General features: G+C 64.6%; 17 protein-coding genes. 6 read left to right on the forward strand and 11 right to left on the reverse strand.

What is annotated here, in order from left to right; genetic code table 11:
• Positions 1-2: 2 nt before the first annotated feature.
• Positions 3-746: a DUF899 family protein gene (locus LB524_RS19010; protein ID WP_224529267.1), complete on the reverse strand. Its 744-nt coding sequence runs from the start codon at positions 744-746 to the stop codon at positions 3-5.
• 152 nt (positions 747-898) lie between these two features.
• On the opposite strand from LB524_RS19010, the gene LB524_RS19015 reads away from it, so the two are divergent.
• Positions 899-1,237: a hypothetical protein gene (locus LB524_RS19015; RefSeq protein WP_015316182.1), complete on the forward strand. Its 339-nt coding sequence runs from the start codon at positions 899-901 to the stop codon at positions 1,235-1,237.
• A gap of 87 nt (positions 1,238-1,324) precedes the next feature.
• Here the strand turns inward: LB524_RS19015 and LB524_RS19020 are convergent, their stop codons facing one another.
• The 5 genes from LB524_RS19020 to LB524_RS19040 all read right to left on the reverse strand — a co-directional run bounded on the left by LB524_RS19020 (position 1,325) and on the right by LB524_RS19040 (position 5,905).
• Complete coding sequence (locus tag LB524_RS19020; RefSeq protein WP_224529270.1) at positions 1,325-2,149, reverse strand: carbohydrate ABC transporter permease; 825 nt, start codon at positions 2,147-2,149, stop codon at positions 1,325-1,327.
• Position 2,150: 1 nt separating this feature from the next.
• The gene (locus tag LB524_RS19025) at positions 2,151-3,023 is read right to left on the reverse strand and encodes a carbohydrate ABC transporter permease (RefSeq protein WP_224529548.1); all 873 of its coding nucleotides are present in this window, start codon (positions 3,021-3,023) and stop codon (positions 2,151-2,153) included.
• 80 nt (positions 3,024-3,103) lie between these two features.
• Positions 3,104-4,372, reverse strand: a complete 1,269-nt coding sequence (locus LB524_RS19030) for an ABC transporter substrate-binding protein (RefSeq protein ID WP_224529273.1) — start codon at positions 4,370-4,372, stop codon at positions 3,104-3,106.
• A 115-nt stretch (positions 4,373-4,487) separates the two neighbouring features.
• Entirely contained in the window at positions 4,488-4,976 is a 489-nt protein-coding gene (locus LB524_RS19035; RefSeq protein ID WP_224529276.1) for a GNAT family N-acetyltransferase, read from the reverse strand.
• Between the two features lie 5 nt (positions 4,977-4,981).
• Positions 4,982-5,905, reverse strand: coding sequence for a lytic transglycosylase domain-containing protein (locus LB524_RS19040; protein WP_224529278.1), 924 nt, complete (start codon positions 5,903-5,905; stop codon positions 4,982-4,984).
• Positions 5,906-6,086: 181 nt separating this feature from the next.
• Here LB524_RS19040 and LB524_RS19045 point away from each other — a divergent pair, with 181 nt between their 5' ends.
• Entirely contained in the window at positions 6,087-6,656 is a 570-nt protein-coding gene (locus tag LB524_RS19045) for a methylated-DNA--[protein]-cysteine S-methyltransferase (RefSeq protein WP_140617758.1), read from the forward strand.
• A 23-nt stretch (positions 6,657-6,679) separates the two neighbouring features.
• Here the strand turns inward: LB524_RS19045 and LB524_RS19050 are convergent, their stop codons facing one another.
• Positions 6,680-7,006 (reverse strand): hypothetical protein, encoded by a 327-nt coding sequence (locus tag LB524_RS19050; RefSeq protein WP_224529281.1) that lies wholly within the window; start codon positions 7,004-7,006, stop codon positions 6,680-6,682.
• A gap of 274 nt (positions 7,007-7,280) precedes the next feature.
• Between LB524_RS19050 and LB524_RS19055 the strand changes: the two genes are divergently transcribed.
• Positions 7,281-7,493, forward strand: coding sequence for a cold-shock protein (locus LB524_RS19055; RefSeq protein ID WP_015316174.1), 213 nt, complete (start codon positions 7,281-7,283; stop codon positions 7,491-7,493).
• A 285-nt stretch (positions 7,494-7,778) separates the two neighbouring features.
• On the opposite strand, the gene LB524_RS19060 is transcribed toward LB524_RS19055, so the two are convergent.
• From LB524_RS19060 to LB524_RS19070, 3 genes are all read right to left on the reverse strand, one after another.
• Positions 7,779-8,387 carry a glutathione S-transferase family protein gene (locus tag LB524_RS19060; protein WP_015316173.1) on the reverse strand — a complete coding sequence of 203 codons (609 nt, stop codon included), beginning with the start codon at positions 8,385-8,387 and terminating at the stop codon, positions 7,779-7,781.
• Positions 8,388-8,470: 83 nt separating this feature from the next.
• Complete coding sequence (locus LB524_RS19065) at positions 8,471-9,325, reverse strand: EAL domain-containing protein (RefSeq protein ID WP_015316172.1); 855 nt, start codon at positions 9,323-9,325, stop codon at positions 8,471-8,473.
• On the reverse strand, positions 9,322-10,218 hold the full coding sequence (locus LB524_RS19070) for an EAL domain-containing protein (RefSeq protein WP_041163693.1): 897 nt from the start codon (positions 10,216-10,218) through the stop codon (positions 9,322-9,324). Before LB524_RS19070 ends, LB524_RS19065 begins: the two co-directional genes overlap by 4 nt.
• Positions 10,219-10,434: 216 nt before the next feature.
• Here LB524_RS19070 and LB524_RS19075 point away from each other — a divergent pair, with 216 nt between their 5' ends.
• On the forward strand, positions 10,435-11,637 hold the full coding sequence (locus LB524_RS19075; protein ID WP_224529284.1) for a pyridoxal phosphate-dependent aminotransferase: 1,203 nt from the start codon (positions 10,435-10,437) through the stop codon (positions 11,635-11,637).
• A gap of 71 nt (positions 11,638-11,708) precedes the next feature.
• Here LB524_RS19075 and LB524_RS19080 read toward each other — a convergent pair whose 3' ends face one another.
• Entirely contained in the window at positions 11,709-12,104 is a 396-nt protein-coding gene (locus tag LB524_RS19080; RefSeq protein ID WP_224529287.1) for a cupin domain-containing protein, read from the reverse strand.
• A 234-nt stretch (positions 12,105-12,338) separates the two neighbouring features.
• Between LB524_RS19080 and LB524_RS19085 the strand changes: the two genes are divergently transcribed.
• Together LB524_RS19085 and LB524_RS19090 are read left to right on the forward strand one after the other, a co-directional pair.
• Positions 12,339-13,868 (forward strand): putative bifunctional diguanylate cyclase/phosphodiesterase, encoded by a 1,530-nt coding sequence (locus LB524_RS19085; protein WP_015316168.1) that lies wholly within the window; start codon positions 12,339-12,341, stop codon positions 13,866-13,868.
• Between the two features lie 190 nt (positions 13,869-14,058).
• Positions 14,059-16,110 (forward strand): elongation factor G, encoded by a 2,052-nt coding sequence (locus tag LB524_RS19090; protein WP_224529289.1) that lies wholly within the window; start codon positions 14,059-14,061, stop codon positions 16,108-16,110.
• The last annotated feature ends 201 nt before the right edge of the window (positions 16,111-16,311 follow it).

The following is a 16,311-nucleotide window of genomic DNA, read 5'->3' on the forward strand; positions in this document are numbered from 1 at the left end:
CCTCAGTGGCAGCACGCCTCGCCATATTGCAGCTGCTCGCCGAAATTCGGCCGGCCCTCCGGCGTGAAATCCATCAGGTTCCACAGGATCTCGCAGGTGCCGATGGCGCGCGGGTCCTGGCCGGGCTCGGTCGGCGCGAAGCCGAGTTCCGACGACCAGAAATGCCTGATGCCGTCAGCATCGCGGTGGAACACCGACAGCAGCGGGATCTGCGCACCGTCCGCATCCTCGGCATTGTAGTCGCGCTTGAAGCTGTTGTTGGCCGACGAGACCAGCCGCATGTTGCGCCAACCGCGATCGCGGCCGAGCGTGACGAGGTTTTCCAGCGCCGTCTTGGCCACCACGACGAAATTGAAGCCGGCCGCTTCGAGATGGCCGACCGCGCCGTCGAACTGGTCGAGCAGGGCGGTGCAGGACGGGCATGGCTGGTCGGGCCGGGCGAGCTTCGCCGTGCCGCCGCTGGTCGCGACGTCGCGCGTCTCCCGCGGATGGCGCGGGAACATCATGTTGTAGAGGATCAGCGTGTTCTTGCCGGGCGCGAACAGCTCCGACAGTTTTATCCTGGCGGGCTTGCCGGCTTCATCGAGGCCGTCGAATACATAATCCTGCGGCACCAGCCCGCCCGGCGGCAACGCGCGGCGCGCCTCGGCCACGGCTTCCATGGCGCGGCGCAGCTCGATTTCCTTCTTCAGCAGCTTTTCGCGTGCGGTGCGGTATCTGGCGGATTCGTTGGGAAAGGTGATCATGATCGGCTCCTTGGTTCCGCGCGCCGGCGTCCCGGCGCGGTTGCTCTGCGACCAAGGACGTTTGGCCGGAACCAGTCCCGACATTTCGCATCGGGACAGGCCCGGCCTTGCCACATCCCCGTTATCGGCTACAGCTGCGAGTGGAGAGAAGAATGCACGAAGCCGACGAGATCGACCTGCGCTGCCCGCAAGTGGTGGCCGACAATGCCGCCAAGGGCCTGCGGCTGCGCAAGCAGTTCGGCCGTGGCGGCACCGAGATCGGCGTGGCGCGGGCGACGGAGCTGAAGAACCGCGAGAAGCTGGCGCCTTCCACCATCCGCCGCATGGTCAGCTACTTCGCCCGCCACGAGGTCGACAAGCGCGGCAAGAATTACGGCAATGAGGAAAACCCTTCGGCCGGCACCATCGCCTGGCTCTTATGGGGTGGCGACGAGGGCCGCGCCTGGGCGCTGGAGATCAAGCAGAAGATCGGCAACGCGCCCGATATCTGAGGATGCCCTGCCCTCCGCTATGGCTTCGGGCGTTCGTCGCTTCAATCGACAAATCGTTGTCGATTGATCGGCTCCGCCGACCGCTCCTCACCCCTTGACCCCGCCGGCGGTGAGGCCGGAGACGATCTTGCGCTGGAAGATCAGCACCAGCACCACCAGCGGCACCGTGACGATCACCGAGGCGGCCATGATATTGCCCCAGGGTATCTCGAACTGCGAATTGCCCGAAAGCAGCGCGATCGCCACCGGCACGGTCCGCCGCGCGTCGTTTGAGGTGAAGGTCAGCGCAAACAGGAACTCGTTCCAGGCGCCGATGAAGGCCAGCAGCCCGGTGGTCGCCAGCGCCGGCCACATCAGCGGCAGGAAGATGCGCGTGATGATGATCCACGGCGTCGCGCCATCGAGGATCGCCGCCTCCTCGACCTCCACCGGCAGGTCGCGCACGAAAGCGGTGAGCACCCAGACGGTGAACGGCAGCGTGAAGATCATGTAGGAGAAGATCAGCGCGAGGAGCGAATTGTAGAGGCCGAACAGCCGCACCAGCTCGAACAGCCCGGCCAGCACCGCCACCTGCGGGAACATCGAGACCGACAGGATGGCGAACAGCAATGCCGGGCGGCCGCGAAAACGGATACGCGCCAGCGCGTAGGCCGCGGTGACGCCGAGGAACAGCGATAGCGCCACCACCGCGCCTGAAACCACCAGCGAGTTCAGCAGGTTGCGCAGGAAGGCGCCTTCGGACAGCACGTTGCGATAATTGCCGAGGTTGGGCACCTTCGGCCACAGGTCGGCCTGGAACAGCTCGGTCCCCGATTTCAGGCTGGTGACGATGGCGTAATAGAACGGGAACAAGGCGATCAGCACGATTGCTCCGACCAGCAGATAAAAACCCATGCGCTTCAGCAGCCACATCTCAGCGGCCTCCGTCCAGGCTTAGCCTGCCGATGCGGATGGTGAGCATGGTAAGCAGAGCGAGAATGAGGAAGAGCAAGGTCGAGGCGGCCGAGCCATAGGCGAACTTGTCGAACTCGAACAGGTTCTCGCGGGCGAACACCGACATCGACTTGGTGTGCGCATTGTTGGGCGTCAGCACATAGATCAGGTCGAAGATGCGCAGCGCATCGAGCGCCCGGAAGATCACCGCCACCATCACCGCCGGGCGGATCAGCGGCAAGGTCACGCGCCAGAAGATCTGCCAGGGATTGGCGCCGTCCAGCCTGGCGACCTCGATGATCTCGCGCGGCAGCATCTGCAGCGCGGCAAGGATCAGCAGCGCCATGAAGGGCGTCGTCTTCCAGATGTCGACGATCAGCACCGCCGCCATCGCCGTGTCGGCGCTGGCGGTCCAGGCAATCTTGTGGTCGATCAGACCGAGATTGACGAGCACGACATTGATGATGCCGAACTGGTCGTTCAGCATCCACTGCCACATCTTCGCCGAGACGATGGTCGGGATCGCCCAGGGGATGAGGATCGCCGCCCTGACGATGCCGCGGCCGGGGAATTCGGCGTTGAGCACCAGGGCGACGACCATGCCGAGGATCGTCTCGCAGGTCACCGAAACCACCGCGAACCGCACGGTGTTCCAAACGGCGCCCCACCAGACCGGGTCGAGAAGCAGCCCGTCGTAGATGACCCGCCCGCTCGGCATGCGCAGCACCGAGACGTAATTGGCCAAGCCGACCCATTGCCGGGCGTCGAGGTCTGACAGCGAGGCGTCGGTGAAGCTGAAATAGACCGTGCGCGCCAGCGGCCAGCCGGCAGCGGCGGCGAGCACCACAAGCATCGGCGCCAGAAACAGCCATGCCGAGCGCACACGCTGGCGCGTCAGGCTCGAACCAGAGCGCGCATCGGCCGGGTGCGCGCTCACCAGCCCTTGCCTTTCAGCCGGGTCAGCGTCGCTTCGAGGTCGGCCAGATTGTCGGCGGCGCTGCCCTCGCCGGACAAGGTCTTGTGGACGGCGTTCCAGAACTGGCTCGACGCCTCGTTGTACTTGTTCCTGGTCACCGCCGAGGGCCGTGGCCCGGCATTGAGGAAGACCTCTTTCCAGTGTGGAATGATCGGCTGTTGCCGGGCGATGTCGGCATCGTCATAGAGCGCCTGGATGGTCGGCAGGTTGGCGGTCTTGAGCGTGCGGTATTTCTGCATTGCCGGCGAGGCGATGAACTTGACCAGCTCGATCGCCGCATCCCGGTGCTTGGAATATTTCGAGACCGCGAGGTTCCAGCCGCCGAGCGTCGCCGCCGGCCGGGCGCCCTCGCCCGTGCCCGCCGGCAGCGGTGCGACATCGAACTTGCCCTTGATCGGCGACCCCTGGCTGTTGCCCAGCGCATAGGCATAGGGCCAGTTGCGCATGAAGACCGCATTGCCGGTCTGCCACACGCCGCGCGCCTCCTCTTCTTGGTAGGCGAGCACGCCGGGCGGGGCGATGGTGCCGATCCAGGCCTTCGCCATATCGAGCGCGGCCGCCGCTTGGGGGTTGTTGATTGAAATCGCGCCATCCGGCTCGACGATATGGCCGCCGCCATTCGACACCACCCATTCGAACGCGTCGCAGGTCAGCCCCTCATAGGCGTTGCCCTGGAAGACGAAACCCCAGATATTCCTGTTGCCCGACGCCCGCTCCTTGTCCATCACCAGCCTGGCGGTGTCGCCCAGCTCCTTCCAGGTGGCCGGCACCTTGGCGCCGTATTTGTCGAGCAGGTCCTTGCGGTAGTAGAGCGCCGGCGCATCGGTGAAGATCGGCAGCGCCACCAGCCTGCCGTCGACGGTCTGCGACTGGATGATCGACGGGAAATGCTTGGCCACGACATCCCTGGTCGCCTGGGTCAGGTCGACGAACTGGCTGGCGAGCTGCGGCGCCCAGATGACATCGGTCTGGTAGACGTCGACGTCGCTGTTGCCGGCGGCGAGCCACAGCCTGTACTGGCCGAACTGGTCGGTCCCGGACGACGGCATGGCGACGATGGTGACCGTGTCGCCGCTCTCCTTCTCATAGCGGTCGAGGATCTCGCGCAGCACCTTGAGGCCGTTGCCGGTGTCGCCCGACACGATCGACAGCTCGACCGCGCGCGCCGGACCCGCCGCGAGCACGACGACGACGCTCAACGCCAGCCATGCGTGGAAAAGCTTCATCGCGGTGGATCTCCCTTGGCAGCCGGCGGCGCACGGCACCGGCAGCCGGTCAGGACCCCACCGTTCATTGAATGCGGAGCAGCGCCTTGGGTTCCCGAACAGCCATCGCCGCCAGTCAGCCTTCCCAGGCGACGGGCCTCATGCCCAGCCGCTCGTAAAGCCGCACGGCGGCGGGGTTCTCGAGCGTATTGGTCTTGAGGTCGACATGGGCGGCGCCCCGGTCGCGAAAAATGGCGAAGGCGTGCCACATCAGCGCTTCACCGACACCCTTGCCGCGCGCCTCGGGATGAACGGCCAGATCCTTGACGAACGCCGAGCTCCAGCACAGTGCAGCCGCCGCCAGCCTGCCCTTGGCGTCGATGACGAGGAAACACAGCGCCGGGTCGAATGCGGGGTCTTCGGATATGCGCGGCCACCATTCGTCGAAGGGGCCGTCCGTGCCGTCGTCGAACACTTCGCCCAGCAACGCATGCAGGGCCAGCGCGTCGCCGCGCTCGAACGAGCGCATGACGAAGCCGTCCGGCCAATGCGGTGGAACGAGTGTCTCGTCGAGGATCTTGCGCAGCCGGATGTCGTTCGGAGCCGGCGGGCGCGGTTCGGGCATCGCGCTCAGGCGTCGGGCTGAAGGCGCCCGCGCTTGCGGTCGACGCCGAGGCCGGTCGCCTCGAGCAGGCCCTTGCGCTTGGCGTCGAAATAATAGCCGGTCTGGTAGAGCCAGTCGGCCTTCTTGGCGTTGCCGTTGGACACCAGCCAGGCGCCGCGCAGATATTTGACCGCGTATTTGAGGTTGGTCTCGGCGTCGAACAGCCCCTTGGCGGGCCCATCATAGCCCATGCCGCGCGCCGTCGCATGCTTGATCTGCATCAGCCCCCAATGGCCGTTATTGTAGGCCTTGGGATTGTAGGTGCTTTCGCGGTTGACGACATGGCGCACCAGATCGACCGGCACCTGGTAGAAGGCGGCGTATTTGACGATCAGCCGGTCGACGTCGCCGCGCATGCCGGTCGCATGCTGCTCCGGCTCGACCGGCGCCGACGGGAACTGCACCAGGGCAGCCGGGTTCTGCGGCACGACATAGGCCACCTGCTGCACGCCAGGCAGTTTCTGGCCGCCCTTGGCAACCGCCGGCACGATGAGCCCAGCGGTCGTATAGGTCTCCGCCGACTGGATCGGCCGGCCGGCTTTCGCCGGGGCCGGCGCCTGCCAGGCATTGGCGGCCATCACGGCGGGCACGGCAGGCGCGGTTGGGGTCGCCCCGGCAAAGGCCGCGGCCGGCTGGGCGACGGCATCGAGGGCCGGTGCACCCGCGCTTGGAGTCGACTCGGTGGTCTGGACGGGGCTGATTCCGGAGGATTGCGGCAGCACCGAAACCGTTTCCGGCAAGGGGATGGTGAAGCCGGCATCGCTGCCGGCAACGGTCGCGGTTTCAGTCAGCGACGGCGCGGCCTTCATTTGCGAGGTCGAGGTGCAGCCGCTGATGCCGGCAGCCGCCACGATCATGCCGATGGCGATAAGGGTTTGTTTTGCTGGCAAGCCGCGTTCGGTGTCCGGTTTGTCGGGTGTTAAGATTTTCCTTACACCAGCGATTCCTGGGTAGCAATCGGGGCCATCTGGTGGTTTTCGGGTGGCGGGATGCAGGCAGCGATGCCATATTGTTCCTGATATGTACCGGCAGGAATCCCGGATTTCGCCGCTTTGCGGAAAGGAGCGCAGCATGGAAACGACATCTTCGATCACGGCCGGCCACGCAGTGTTAGAAACAGTGATCGGTTTCATGGGCATCGCCTGGAGCGAAAAGGGCCTGATCCGGCTTTGCCTGCCCGAACGCAGCCGCGAAGCGGTGGAGCGGCGGCTGATGCGCCATGCGGGCATTTCCGCCTCCACGGCCCAGCCGTCATGGGTGGTCGAACTGATCGCCTCGATCAAGGCTTACGCCGCGGGCGAGGACGTCGATTTCACCGGCTTTCCCGTCGACCTCGACGGCATCGACGATTTCCGCCTCGCCATCTACGACGCGGCACGAAAACTCGGCTACGGCGAAACCACCACCTATGGCGAACTCGCCAAGCGCGCCGGCCATGCCGGCCTGCCGCGCGAAACAGGGGCGGCCCTTGGCGCCAATCCGGTGCCGCTGGTCATCCCGTGCCACCGCATCCTTGCCGCCGGCGGCAAGATCGGCGGCTTCTCGGCGCCCGGCGGCTCGACCACCAAGGAAAAGATGCTGGCCATGGAAGGCGTGCATGTCGGCCCGCCGCCGCCGGCGCAGGTGTCCTTCGGCTTTTGAGAGCAGTGAGCCGCTCCCGGGTGCTAATGGCGCCGGATGAATCGATGCCTGAAATGCTCATTGTCCCGCCGCTTGCAGTTGTACACCGGACAGGACTTGGTATCGGCGCTCGGCACATAGGCGCGTGTCCGCACCTCGCCGATGGTGCAGAACCGCTGGCTCTGCACATAGCGGTCATAGAGCGGCAGCCCCGGCACCCGGTTCGACTGATAGCGAAGGATAACCGCACCTTGGCGCGCGATCGTCGACTGGACCTTGCCGCAGCTCAGACGTGTGGGGTCGTAGCGCGAGATGGCCTGCGCCTGGGCGGCCACCAGCGTGAGGCAGGCGGCAAGCAGGATGGTTTTCATGGTCCTCTCCCCTCGATCCGCCGCCCGGGACGGCACGATCTTGCGCCACGGTTTCACCAGATTGGGGCGGCCGTTGGGCGGCCCCGGATCACGACGTTTTCACGCAGTCTTGTTTTTTGTGCGAAAGCAGCCTATATCAGCCCCATTGATATTTCGGCCGATCGATCCGGGCCTCGCGATCTTCGCGTTTGCTGACGTCTATCTCCAAAATCTCGATGCACACCGGCTGGACTTCGGTCCGGTCATACCAAAGCAAATGTGAAGGACTATTTTTATGGCAACTGGAACGGTCAAGTGGTTCAACGCCACCAAGGGTTTCGGCTTCATCCAGCCTGACAGCGGCGGCGCGGACGTTTTCGTCCACATCTCGGCTGTCGAGCGCGCTGGACTGTCGACCCTGGTCGAAGGCCAGAAGATCAACTTCGAGATCGAGCAGGACCGCCGCACCGGCAAGTCGTCCGCTGGTTCTCTGAGCAAGGCAGCCTGATTTTGAAAATGGCGCGCGCCGGACGAGAGTTCGGGGCGCGCGGCAAGTCACGGATGTACTGACGGTCGCGCGAGAAGCGCGCCGGAGCGGAAAGAGCCGACAAGCTGGAACAGCAGATAGCTGCCAGCCCGGACCGGACGCTCCCAATCAGGCTACCGAAATGGGAAGGCGGGATTTATCCCGCCTTTTTATTTGTCTGGGGTTTGGCGAAGCTGCTGTCCTTTTCCCCGTCTCTATACGGGGAGAAGGACGCTGCGGCACCGCTTTCGCCAACTACCGGCCGCCCTACCCCACCCATTCGATCGGCACATGCCCCGGGTCCGCCTCCACGCGGCCGAGCCAGGCGACCACCGCCGGATAGGCGTCGAGTTGGAACCCGCCCTGCTCCGCCGTGTGGGTATAAGCATAGAGCGCGATGTCGGCGATGCTGAATGTGCGGCCGGCGAAGAAGGCGTTGTTTTCGAGATATGTGTTCATGACGCCAAGCGCCTTGTTGCCGCGCTCCAGCGTCACAGCCAGCCGCTCCGGCGTGGCATCCGCTGCGCGTTCCGGAAAGGTCAGCAGCGCCTTGCGCACGGCGATATAGGGCTCGTGGCTGTATTGTTCGAAGAACAGCCACTGATAAGCGAGCCCGCGCTCATATTTGTCCGCGGGCAGCAAGCGTGTGCCTTCGGCGAGATAGAGCAGGATGGCGTTGGATTCTGCCAGCCGCCGGCCGTCGTCCAGTTCCAGCAGTGGCACCATGGCGTTGGGGTTCTTGGCGACGAAATCGGCCTTGCGCGTATCGCCGGTATGCGAACTCACCTCGACGGTGGTGAAGGCCAGGCCGAGCTTGGCCATCAGTAAGCGCGGCTTGTAGCAATTGCCGCTATCGATCATGCTGTAAAGTATCATCATGGTTCCCCGGAGCGCTGCTTCTGCGAGCGGATTATCGCAGCGGCGCCATCCTCAACCAATGATTTGTTTTGGCGCGACCATCAGCGCCGCTTATGCAATGGCACGACCTTGTTGTCGAAGCCCAGCAGCGCATCGACGGCAAGCGGCTCTTCGTTGAAGATGGTGCCGGCCAGCGCCGGACGCCCAAGCAGAAAGCCCTGCAGCAAATCGACCCCGCCTTCGAGCGCGACACGCAGATGGGTGGGCTGCTCGATGCCCTCGACCAGCACCTTGGCACCGCGATCGTGGAGGCTGGACACCAGCGGGCGGAAGAAGCGTTCCGCGGCGGCGTGGCGGCAGAATTCCGCGAACCAGCCGCCATCGATCTTCACGATGTCGGGCTGAAGCAGGCTCACTCGCTCCACGGTCGAATGGCCGGTGCCGAAATCGTCAATGGCGATGCGGATGCCGTCGCGCCGCATTTCACGCACCAGCCTGGCCAGCAGCGCATCGTCCGCCGCCTGCTCGGTGATTTCACACACCAGCATGGCCGGCGCCAGGCCGAGTTCATCGAGGTGCCGGCTCATCAGCCGGATCTCGGCCAGCGCCCGTCCAGCATGGTCGTTGACCAGGGGATTGTAATTGAAGAACAGGTCGAGCCCGTCGACCCCGATATTGTGGAAATTCCTCAGATGCAGCACCCGGCACATTGTTTCGACGTACAGCCGCTCCGGAGCCGCGACGCTGTCGAAGAACACCCGCGGCGACACTGGCCGGCCGGCGCGGTGCGGTTCGATCAGGCCCTCGACGGCCACCGGATGCAAGCTGCCGCCGCGCGGGGCGTAGATCGGCTGGTAGGCGCTGCGCAGGCGGAAGTCGCCATGGATGCCACATTCGATGCCGATCTCGTCGACGAAGATCGCATCGCCGACGGTGCGCCGCCGCTCGACGCTCATGGCGCCACCTTGCGCCCGAAGGCTTTTGCGGGCCGCCCGGTGCGCGGCGCGACGGCGGGGGGAGCGGGCGCATGGCTTGGGGGAGGAACCGGCTCGGGACTGCCCTGGCCGAAAGCGCGGAAACTCGTCGGCGCCAGTTCTGGGCGGGCCAGCACATAGCCCTGGACCATCGAGGCGCCCGATCGTTCCGCCAGCTCCAGTTGCCAGCCTTCCTCGATACCTTCGAACACGGTGCGGATGCCCTGGTCCTCGAAGCTCCTCACCATGGATGTCAGCAGCGCGAAACCGGCGCCCGATTCCATCAGTTGCGTGATCCAGTGCGCATCGAACTTGACGATGTCGGGGCGCAATTCCTTGACGCGGGTGATGTCGGAATCGTCGGCGCCATAGTCGTCGACGGCAATCCGGAAGCCGTTGGCCCTGAGCGCGGCGACGAAGCCGTGCAGGGTTTCCTGCGATGCCGATCTCTGCTCCGTCACCTCGCAAACGACGCGGCCCGGATCGATGCCGGCTTCCTGCAGCACCAGCCGCATGTCACGCAAGGCATTGTCGGCGACAGCGCGCTCGGTGAACACCGACGGGTCGAAATTGATGAAGATCGACGCCTCTTGCGGCAGGCAGGCGCCGGCATTGAGCAGATGCAGCGTCCTGGTCAGCGCCTCGACATGCAGACGGTCGGCCGCCGGACAGGTCGAAAAAAAGCTCATCGGCGATTGCGGCTCGCCGTCGCGAAACGGGCGGATCAGCCCTTCGAAGGCGGCAACCGAAAGCTTGCCCTCGTTGAAGGCAAAGATCGGCTGAAAAGCGCTTTGCAGCGTATAAATGCCCCAGACACCACTCGAGGTGCCGTCATCATGACGGGTGATATGGGCAAGTCCGATGCTGCGCGACAAAGGTTCCTCGCTCCGCGACCTGGCGGAATTGAACCGCGATCCTGCCATGCAAGCCTCTACCGCCCGTTAATGAACTTTCTTTTGCCGATCACGCCTCATTGACCGCGCTGCCCCACCTGGCCCAGCCGACAAGGCTTGCGCTGACGGGAATGTTGCGACATGAGAAGCGCCGCGGCCGCTCCTGGCCGCGCCGATCCTTTGGAGAGACAAAAGGTCATGGCCTTTCTTGCCGACACCCTTTCCCGCGTTAAGCCTTCCGCCACCATCGCGGTGACGCAGAAAGCGCGCGAGCTGAAAAATGCCGGCCGGGACATCATTGGCCTTGGCGCCGGCGAGCCCGATTTCGACACGCCCGACAACATCAAGAATGCGGCGATCGAGGCCATTCGCCGTGGCGAGACCAAATACCCGCCGGTTTCGGGCATCGTGCCGCTGCGCGAGGCGATCGCGAAAAAATTCAAGCGCGAGAACAATCTCGACTACAAGCCCGAGCAGACCATCGTCGGCACCGGCGGCAAGCAGATCCTGTTCAACGCCTTCATGGCGACGCTGAACCCCGGCGACGAGGTCATCATCCCCCGCCCCTACTGGGTCAGCTATCCCGAAATGGTGGCGATCTGCGGCGGCACGTCGGTATTTGCCGACACCTCGATCGACAATGGCTTCAAGCTGACGCCGGCGGTGCTGGAAAAGGCAATCACGCCGAAGACCAAATGGCTGCTGATGAACTCGCCGTCGAACCCGTCGGGCGCGGCCTATAGCGAGGCCGAACTGCGGGCGCTCGCCGACGTGCTGCTGAAGCACCCGCAGGTCTGGACGCTGACCGACGACATGTACGAACACCTGACCTATGGCGACTTCGTCTTCAAGACCATCGCCGAGGTCGAGCCCAAGCTTTACGAGCGCACGCTGACCATGAACGGCGTCTCGAAAGCCTATGCCATGACCGGCTGGCGCATCGGCTACGCCGCCGGTCCCGTCCAGTTGATCAAGGCGATGGACATGATCCAGGGCCAGCAGACCTCCGGCGCCTGCACCATCGCGCAATGGGCTTCGGTCGAGGCGTTGAATGGCCCGCAGGATTTCATCGCCAAGAACAAGGCGATCTTTCAAGGCAGGCGGGACCTCGTCGTCTCGATGCTCAACCAGGCGCGCGGCATCACCTGCCCGTCGCCGGAAGGCGCCTTCTATGTCTATCCGTCCTGCGCCCAGCTGATCGGGAAGAAGACCAAGGCCGGCAAGATGATCGACAGCGACGAGGCCTTCTGCTCGGAACTGCTCGAGGCCGAGGGCGTCGCGGTGGTGTTCGGCTCGGCCTTCGGCCTTGGCCCCAACTTCCGCATCTCCTACGCCACCTCGGAGACGCTGCTGGAGGAAGCCTGCACGCGCATCCAGCGCTTCACGGCATCGCTGACCTGATCTGGTAGATCCGAAACAAACCCGGCGTCACCGCTGTCAGGCGTTACCGCCGGGTTTTGTGGATACAGCAATCAGCCGCCATATTGCGCCGCGGTCACCTCTTCCAGCCAGTCGGCATGGACGCCGTCGAGTGCCTCCTGCATGGCGATGTGCGTCATTGCCGATTTCGGCGCCGCGCCATGCCAATGCTTCTCGCCAGGCGCGAAGGAGATGACGTCACCGGCCCTGATTTCCTGGATCGGCCCGTCCCATGTCTGGACCAGGCCGGCGCCTGCGGTGACATAAAGCGTCTGGCCAAGCGGATGCGTGTGCCAGTGGGTGCGCGCGCCGGGCTCGAAACTGACCAGCGTGGCCCTGAGCCGCGCTGGCGGCTCCTTCTCGATGATTGGCGTCTGCAGAACCCGGCCGGTGAAAAATTTTTCCGGCGCTATAACGGTCGGCACGCTGCCGCAAGCAATGATCTTCATCGTCTGTTCCCTGGAACTGGTGGTTGCCGGTGAGATGCCGGCCCGCGAAGTGAGCCGCATTCTCGGTCTGGATCGGCTCTGATGCAACCGCCCTTGTCACCTCGCTTGGACGAAGGCCTGATTTCTTAACCATGACACTTGCCGGCACGGGACCGCCAAGCGAAATGCCCGGGAATTCAATGTCTTCTTAACGGCTGCGCACTAGCCGTTGGCCTGCATTGCGGGGGCTGGCGGATGAGCATACTGGCGACGATCAAGGACCATAGCGGCCGGATCTATCGCGGTATCCAGTCGCTGCTCGTGATCAGCACCGGCGCGGCGGTGCTTGGCGCTTTCGACGTCTCGCAAGACCTGTCAGCCGGCGGTGCCTTCGCCATCTCGATCCTGGCCACGAGCCTGGCCTTGCTGGCATTGATGTACATGCGCAGCAGCGTCGTCCATCGTCTCCAGTCGGCCGCCGCTGCGGAAGCCGAGAAACATCATTTCCTCACCAGGGATGCGATGACCGGCGCCACGACGAGACGCTATTTCCTCGAAGCGCTGCGCGAAGGCCTGGGCACCAGGCGCGACAGGCGCGAGGCAGCCTTGCTCTTGATCGACCTCGACCATTTCAAGCAGTTGAACGACACGTTCGGACACCAGTTCGGCGACCTCACCTTGGCGCATCTGGTCAAGACCGCGGAGCGCATCTTTGCCGGCGCCATGGTAGGACGCCTCGGCGGCGACGAATTCGGTGTTATCATTCCCCATGGCGACCTGGCGGCCATCAACAAGGATGTCAGACGATTGCTGGATGCCATGCGCGCCGGCAAATCGCATGAAGGCAAGACCATTCCGCTCTCCATTTCGATCGGCGTCGCCCTGGCGCCGGCCCATGCCTCGAACACGACGGAATTGATGCTGGTTGCCGATCTGGCGCTTTATGAAAGCAAGGCGGCGGGCCGTGGCCGCGTCACCGTCTTCGACGAGGAGATGCTGTCCGACAAGCGCTACCGGCGGCTGGTCGAACGGGAATTGCGCGCCGCGGTCTATCTGGGCGAACTCGAACTGCATTATCAGCCGATCGTCGGCCCGGACGGTTCCACCGAGGCGTTCGAGGGGCTGATCCGCTGGCGCCACCCGGTTCGCGGGCTGATCGCGCCGGCCGAGTTCATTGCGATCGCCGAGCGATCGACGTTGATCGACATGCTCGGCGAATGGGTGTTCAAGCGGGCTTGTGCCGACATCGGCCAGTTCGCCGGCCGCCGCATTTCCATCAACGTCTCCGGCGAGCAGCTCAAGCGTGACGAGATCGTGACCATGTGCGACCGCGTGCTGAAGGACACTGGCCGGTCGGCATCACAGTTCATCATCGAGATCACCGAGACGGTGGCGACCGCCGCCACGCCCGAGATCCTGCGGCGCCTCGAGGCATTGCGTGGCCTCGGCTTTCACATCGCCCTCGACGATTTCGGCACCGGCCATTGCGGCTTCAACTATCTGAAGACCTTGCCCGTCGACATCATCAAGATCGATCGCTCCTACATCCGCGCCCTCGCTCACGATCAGGTGGCACAGATATTCGTCTCGGCGCTGGCGCAGATCGCGCGCATCCAGGAGGTCACCATCGTGGCGGAAGGCGTGGAGACGGCAGAAGAATTCGCTCTCGCCAAGGCGGCCGGGTGCAATCGCTTCCAGGGTTATTTCTTCGGCAGGCCGGTGCCTCGCGGCAAGCTCGCGCTGCTTGACGGGCGCTCGGCCGAACCGCTCGCGCTCAGCGCCTGAGAGGGCCGGCCGTGCCTGCTCCCTATTTTTCTTGCCCTGCCGGCAAACAAGTGGGACGATAATCGCGGGCAGGTCGAAACAGACCGCCCGCGACGGTCGAACAGGCCGGCCGCCGCTCAGGACCGATTGACCCTGGCCTGAACCATGAATGCCAGTCGGTCCCCAGGAAACGCCTGAGTGGAGGTCAGTCATGGGTACTCGCGCCGGAGGACGACGCACGGGACCGAAATGCATTGCCATAGTCGGTCCCTTCGCAAGCGGTAAGACGACACTTCTCGAAGCCATATTGGCCCGTACCGGCGCCATTCCCCGCCAGAACCCGGTTTCCTCAGGCAATACTGTTTCAGATCATTCGCCCGAGGCCCGCGCCCACGCCATGAGCGTCGAGGCGTCGATCGCCACCACCGAGTTCATGGGCGAGCAGTTCACCTTCATCGACTGCCCCGGATCGATCGAATTCTCCTTCGAGGCCGAACCGGTGCTGGCCGCCTGCGACGTCGCGGTGGTCGTGGCCGAGGCCGACGAAAAGAAAATCCCCGCCTTGCAGCTCATCATGCGCAAGCTCGACGATCTCGGCGTGCCGCGCATCCTGTTCCTCAACAAGGTCGACAAGGCGATCGCGGGCGTGCGCGATACGCTGAAGATGCTGCAGCCGACAAGCGCGGCGCCGCTGCTTCTGCGCCAGATCCCGCTGCGCAAGGACGGCGTCGTGATCGGCTCGATCGATCTGGCGCTGGAGCGCGCCTACATCTACCGCGAATATGCCGAAAGCGAGGTGGCCGAGATACCGGGCGACGACAAGGCGCGCGAACTGGAGGCGCGCTTCTCCATGCTGGAGACGCTGGCCGATCACGACGATGAGTTGATGGAGCAGCTGCTGGAAGAGATAGAGCCGCCGAAGGACGCGATCTTCGACGATCTCGCCGCCGATCTGCGCGAAGGCGCGGTGACGCCGGTGCTGATCGGCACCGCCGAGAAAGGCAATGGCGTGCTGCGCCTCTTGAAGACGATCCGCCACGATGCGCCCGACATCGAGGCGACCCGCATGCGGCTCGGCGCCCCGGACGGCAATGCGACGGTGGTCCAGGTGATGAAGACCATCCACACGCCGCATGGCGGCAAGCTGTCGGTGTCGCGCATCCTGTCCGGCCAGGTCGCCGACGGCTCGGAACTGTGGCTGCCCGGCGGCGACACCGCCAAGGTTTCCGGAATCTACCGGATGCTGGGCAAGGAACAGGTCAAGCTGAGCGCCGCCAGGACCGGCGACACCGTGGCGCTCGGCAAACTAGACGCGGTCAAGACCGGCCAGACGCTCACCTCGGCCAAGGGCGGTGCCAAACAGCTCTTCGATGTCGAGCCGCCGCAGCCGGTCTTCGCCTTCGCGCTGCGCCCCAGGGAGCGCAAGGACGAGGTCAAGATGTCGGCCGCCATCCAGCGCCTGGCAGAGGAGGATCCCTCGCTCAGCCTGCGCCACAACCAGGATTCGGCCGAGACCGTGCTGTCAGGGCATGGCGAGATGCATCTGCGCGTCGTGCGCGAGCGGCTGGAGGGCAAGAACCAGATACCGGTGGAAGGCCATGCGCCGGCGGTGCCCTATCGCGAGACGATCCGAAAGCCGGTGCAGCAGCGCGGCCGCCACAAGAAACAGTCGGGCGGCCATGGCCAGTTCGGCGATGTCGTCATCGAGATCAAGCCGCTGCCGCGCGGCTCCGGCTTCCAGTTCACCGACACCATCACCGGCGGCGTCGTGCCCAAGACCTACATCCAGTCGGTCGAGACAGGCATACGTGACTACCTGAAATCCGGCCCGCTCGGCTTCCCCGTGGTCGATGTCGCGGTCAACCTGTCGGACGGCTCGTACCATGCGGTCGATTCCTCCGACATGGCCTTCCAGATGGCGGCCAAGCTCGCCATGAAGGAAGGCATGGCCGCCTGCTCGCCGGTGCTTCTGGAACCGGTGATGAAGGTAGAGATCGTCACGCCGTCGGACGCGACATCGAAGATCATCGCGCTGATCCCGCAGCGGCGCGGCCAGATCCTCGGCTATGACGCGCGGCCCGACTGGCCGGGATGGGACGTCGTCGAGGCGACCATGCCGCAGGCCGAGATCGGCGATCTGATTATCGAGCTGCGCTCGGCCACGTCAGGCGTTGCCAGCTACCGCGCCGTTTTCGATCACATGGCCGAGCTGACTGGTCGTCTCGCCGACGAAGCGATGAACGCCAACGGCAAGGCTGCCTGATTTCGCCCGGTGCCCGATTTCGAATCATGTGGAGCCCCCCTCGAACGATCGAGGGGGCGAAAACCAAAAACGACGCCCGGGGGGCCGGACGTCGTTTTGTTTGCGGACCGTTTTCTCGGGAGGAAAAACGGCAGGTCCGCCGCATGTCGAGGTCACCGCGCTTCGGCGCAAAAGGTTCGGACGCGGTAGCCGCCTGAGCCC

Origin of the sequence: Mesorhizobium sp. ESP6-5 (genome assembly GCF_020164695.1) — a bacterium.
Lineage (GTDB): Bacteria > Pseudomonadota > Alphaproteobacteria > Rhizobiales > Rhizobiaceae > Mesorhizobium > Mesorhizobium australicum.

Bases quoted from the DNA above. Each gene is read 5' to 3' on its own strand.
- LB524_RS19010 (WP_224529267.1), bottom strand. From the start codon at position 746: ATGATCACCTTTCCCAACGAATCCGCCAGATACCGCACCGCACGCGAA.
- LB524_RS19015 (WP_015316182.1), top strand. From the start codon at position 899: ATGCACGAAGCCGACGAGATCGACCTGCGCTGCCCGCAAGTGGTGGCC.
- LB524_RS19020 (WP_224529270.1), bottom strand. From the start codon at position 2,149: ATGTGGCTGCTGAAGCGCATGGGTTTTTATCTGCTGGTCGGAGCAATC.
- LB524_RS19025 (WP_224529548.1), bottom strand. From the start codon at position 3,023: ATGCTTGTGGTGCTCGCCGCCGCTGCCGGCTGGCCGCTGGCGCGCACG.
- LB524_RS19030 (WP_224529273.1), bottom strand. From the start codon at position 4,372: ATGAAGCTTTTCCACGCATGGCTGGCGTTGAGCGTCGTCGTCGTGCTC.
- LB524_RS19035 (WP_224529276.1), bottom strand. From the start codon at position 4,976: ATGCCCGAACCGCGCCCGCCGGCTCCGAACGACATCCGGCTGCGCAAG.
- LB524_RS19045 (WP_140617758.1), top strand. From the start codon at position 6,087: ATGGAAACGACATCTTCGATCACGGCCGGCCACGCAGTGTTAGAAACA.
- LB524_RS19050 (WP_224529281.1), bottom strand. From the start codon at position 7,006: ATGAAAACCATCCTGCTTGCCGCCTGCCTCACGCTGGTGGCCGCCCAG.
- LB524_RS19055 (WP_015316174.1), top strand. From the start codon at position 7,281: ATGGCAACTGGAACGGTCAAGTGGTTCAACGCCACCAAGGGTTTCGGC.
- LB524_RS19060 (WP_015316173.1), bottom strand. From the start codon at position 8,387: ATGATACTTTACAGCATGATCGATAGCGGCAATTGCTACAAGCCGCGC.
- LB524_RS19065 (WP_015316172.1), bottom strand. From the start codon at position 9,325: ATGAGCGTCGAGCGGCGGCGCACCGTCGGCGATGCGATCTTCGTCGAC.
- LB524_RS19075 (WP_224529284.1), top strand. From the start codon at position 10,435: ATGGCCTTTCTTGCCGACACCCTTTCCCGCGTTAAGCCTTCCGCCACC.
- LB524_RS19080 (WP_224529287.1), bottom strand. From the start codon at position 12,104: ATGAAGATCATTGCTTGCGGCAGCGTGCCGACCGTTATAGCGCCGGAA.
- LB524_RS19085 (WP_015316168.1), top strand. From the start codon at position 12,339: ATGAGCATACTGGCGACGATCAAGGACCATAGCGGCCGGATCTATCGC.
- LB524_RS19090 (WP_224529289.1), top strand. From the start codon at position 14,059: ATGGGTACTCGCGCCGGAGGACGACGCACGGGACCGAAATGCATTGCC.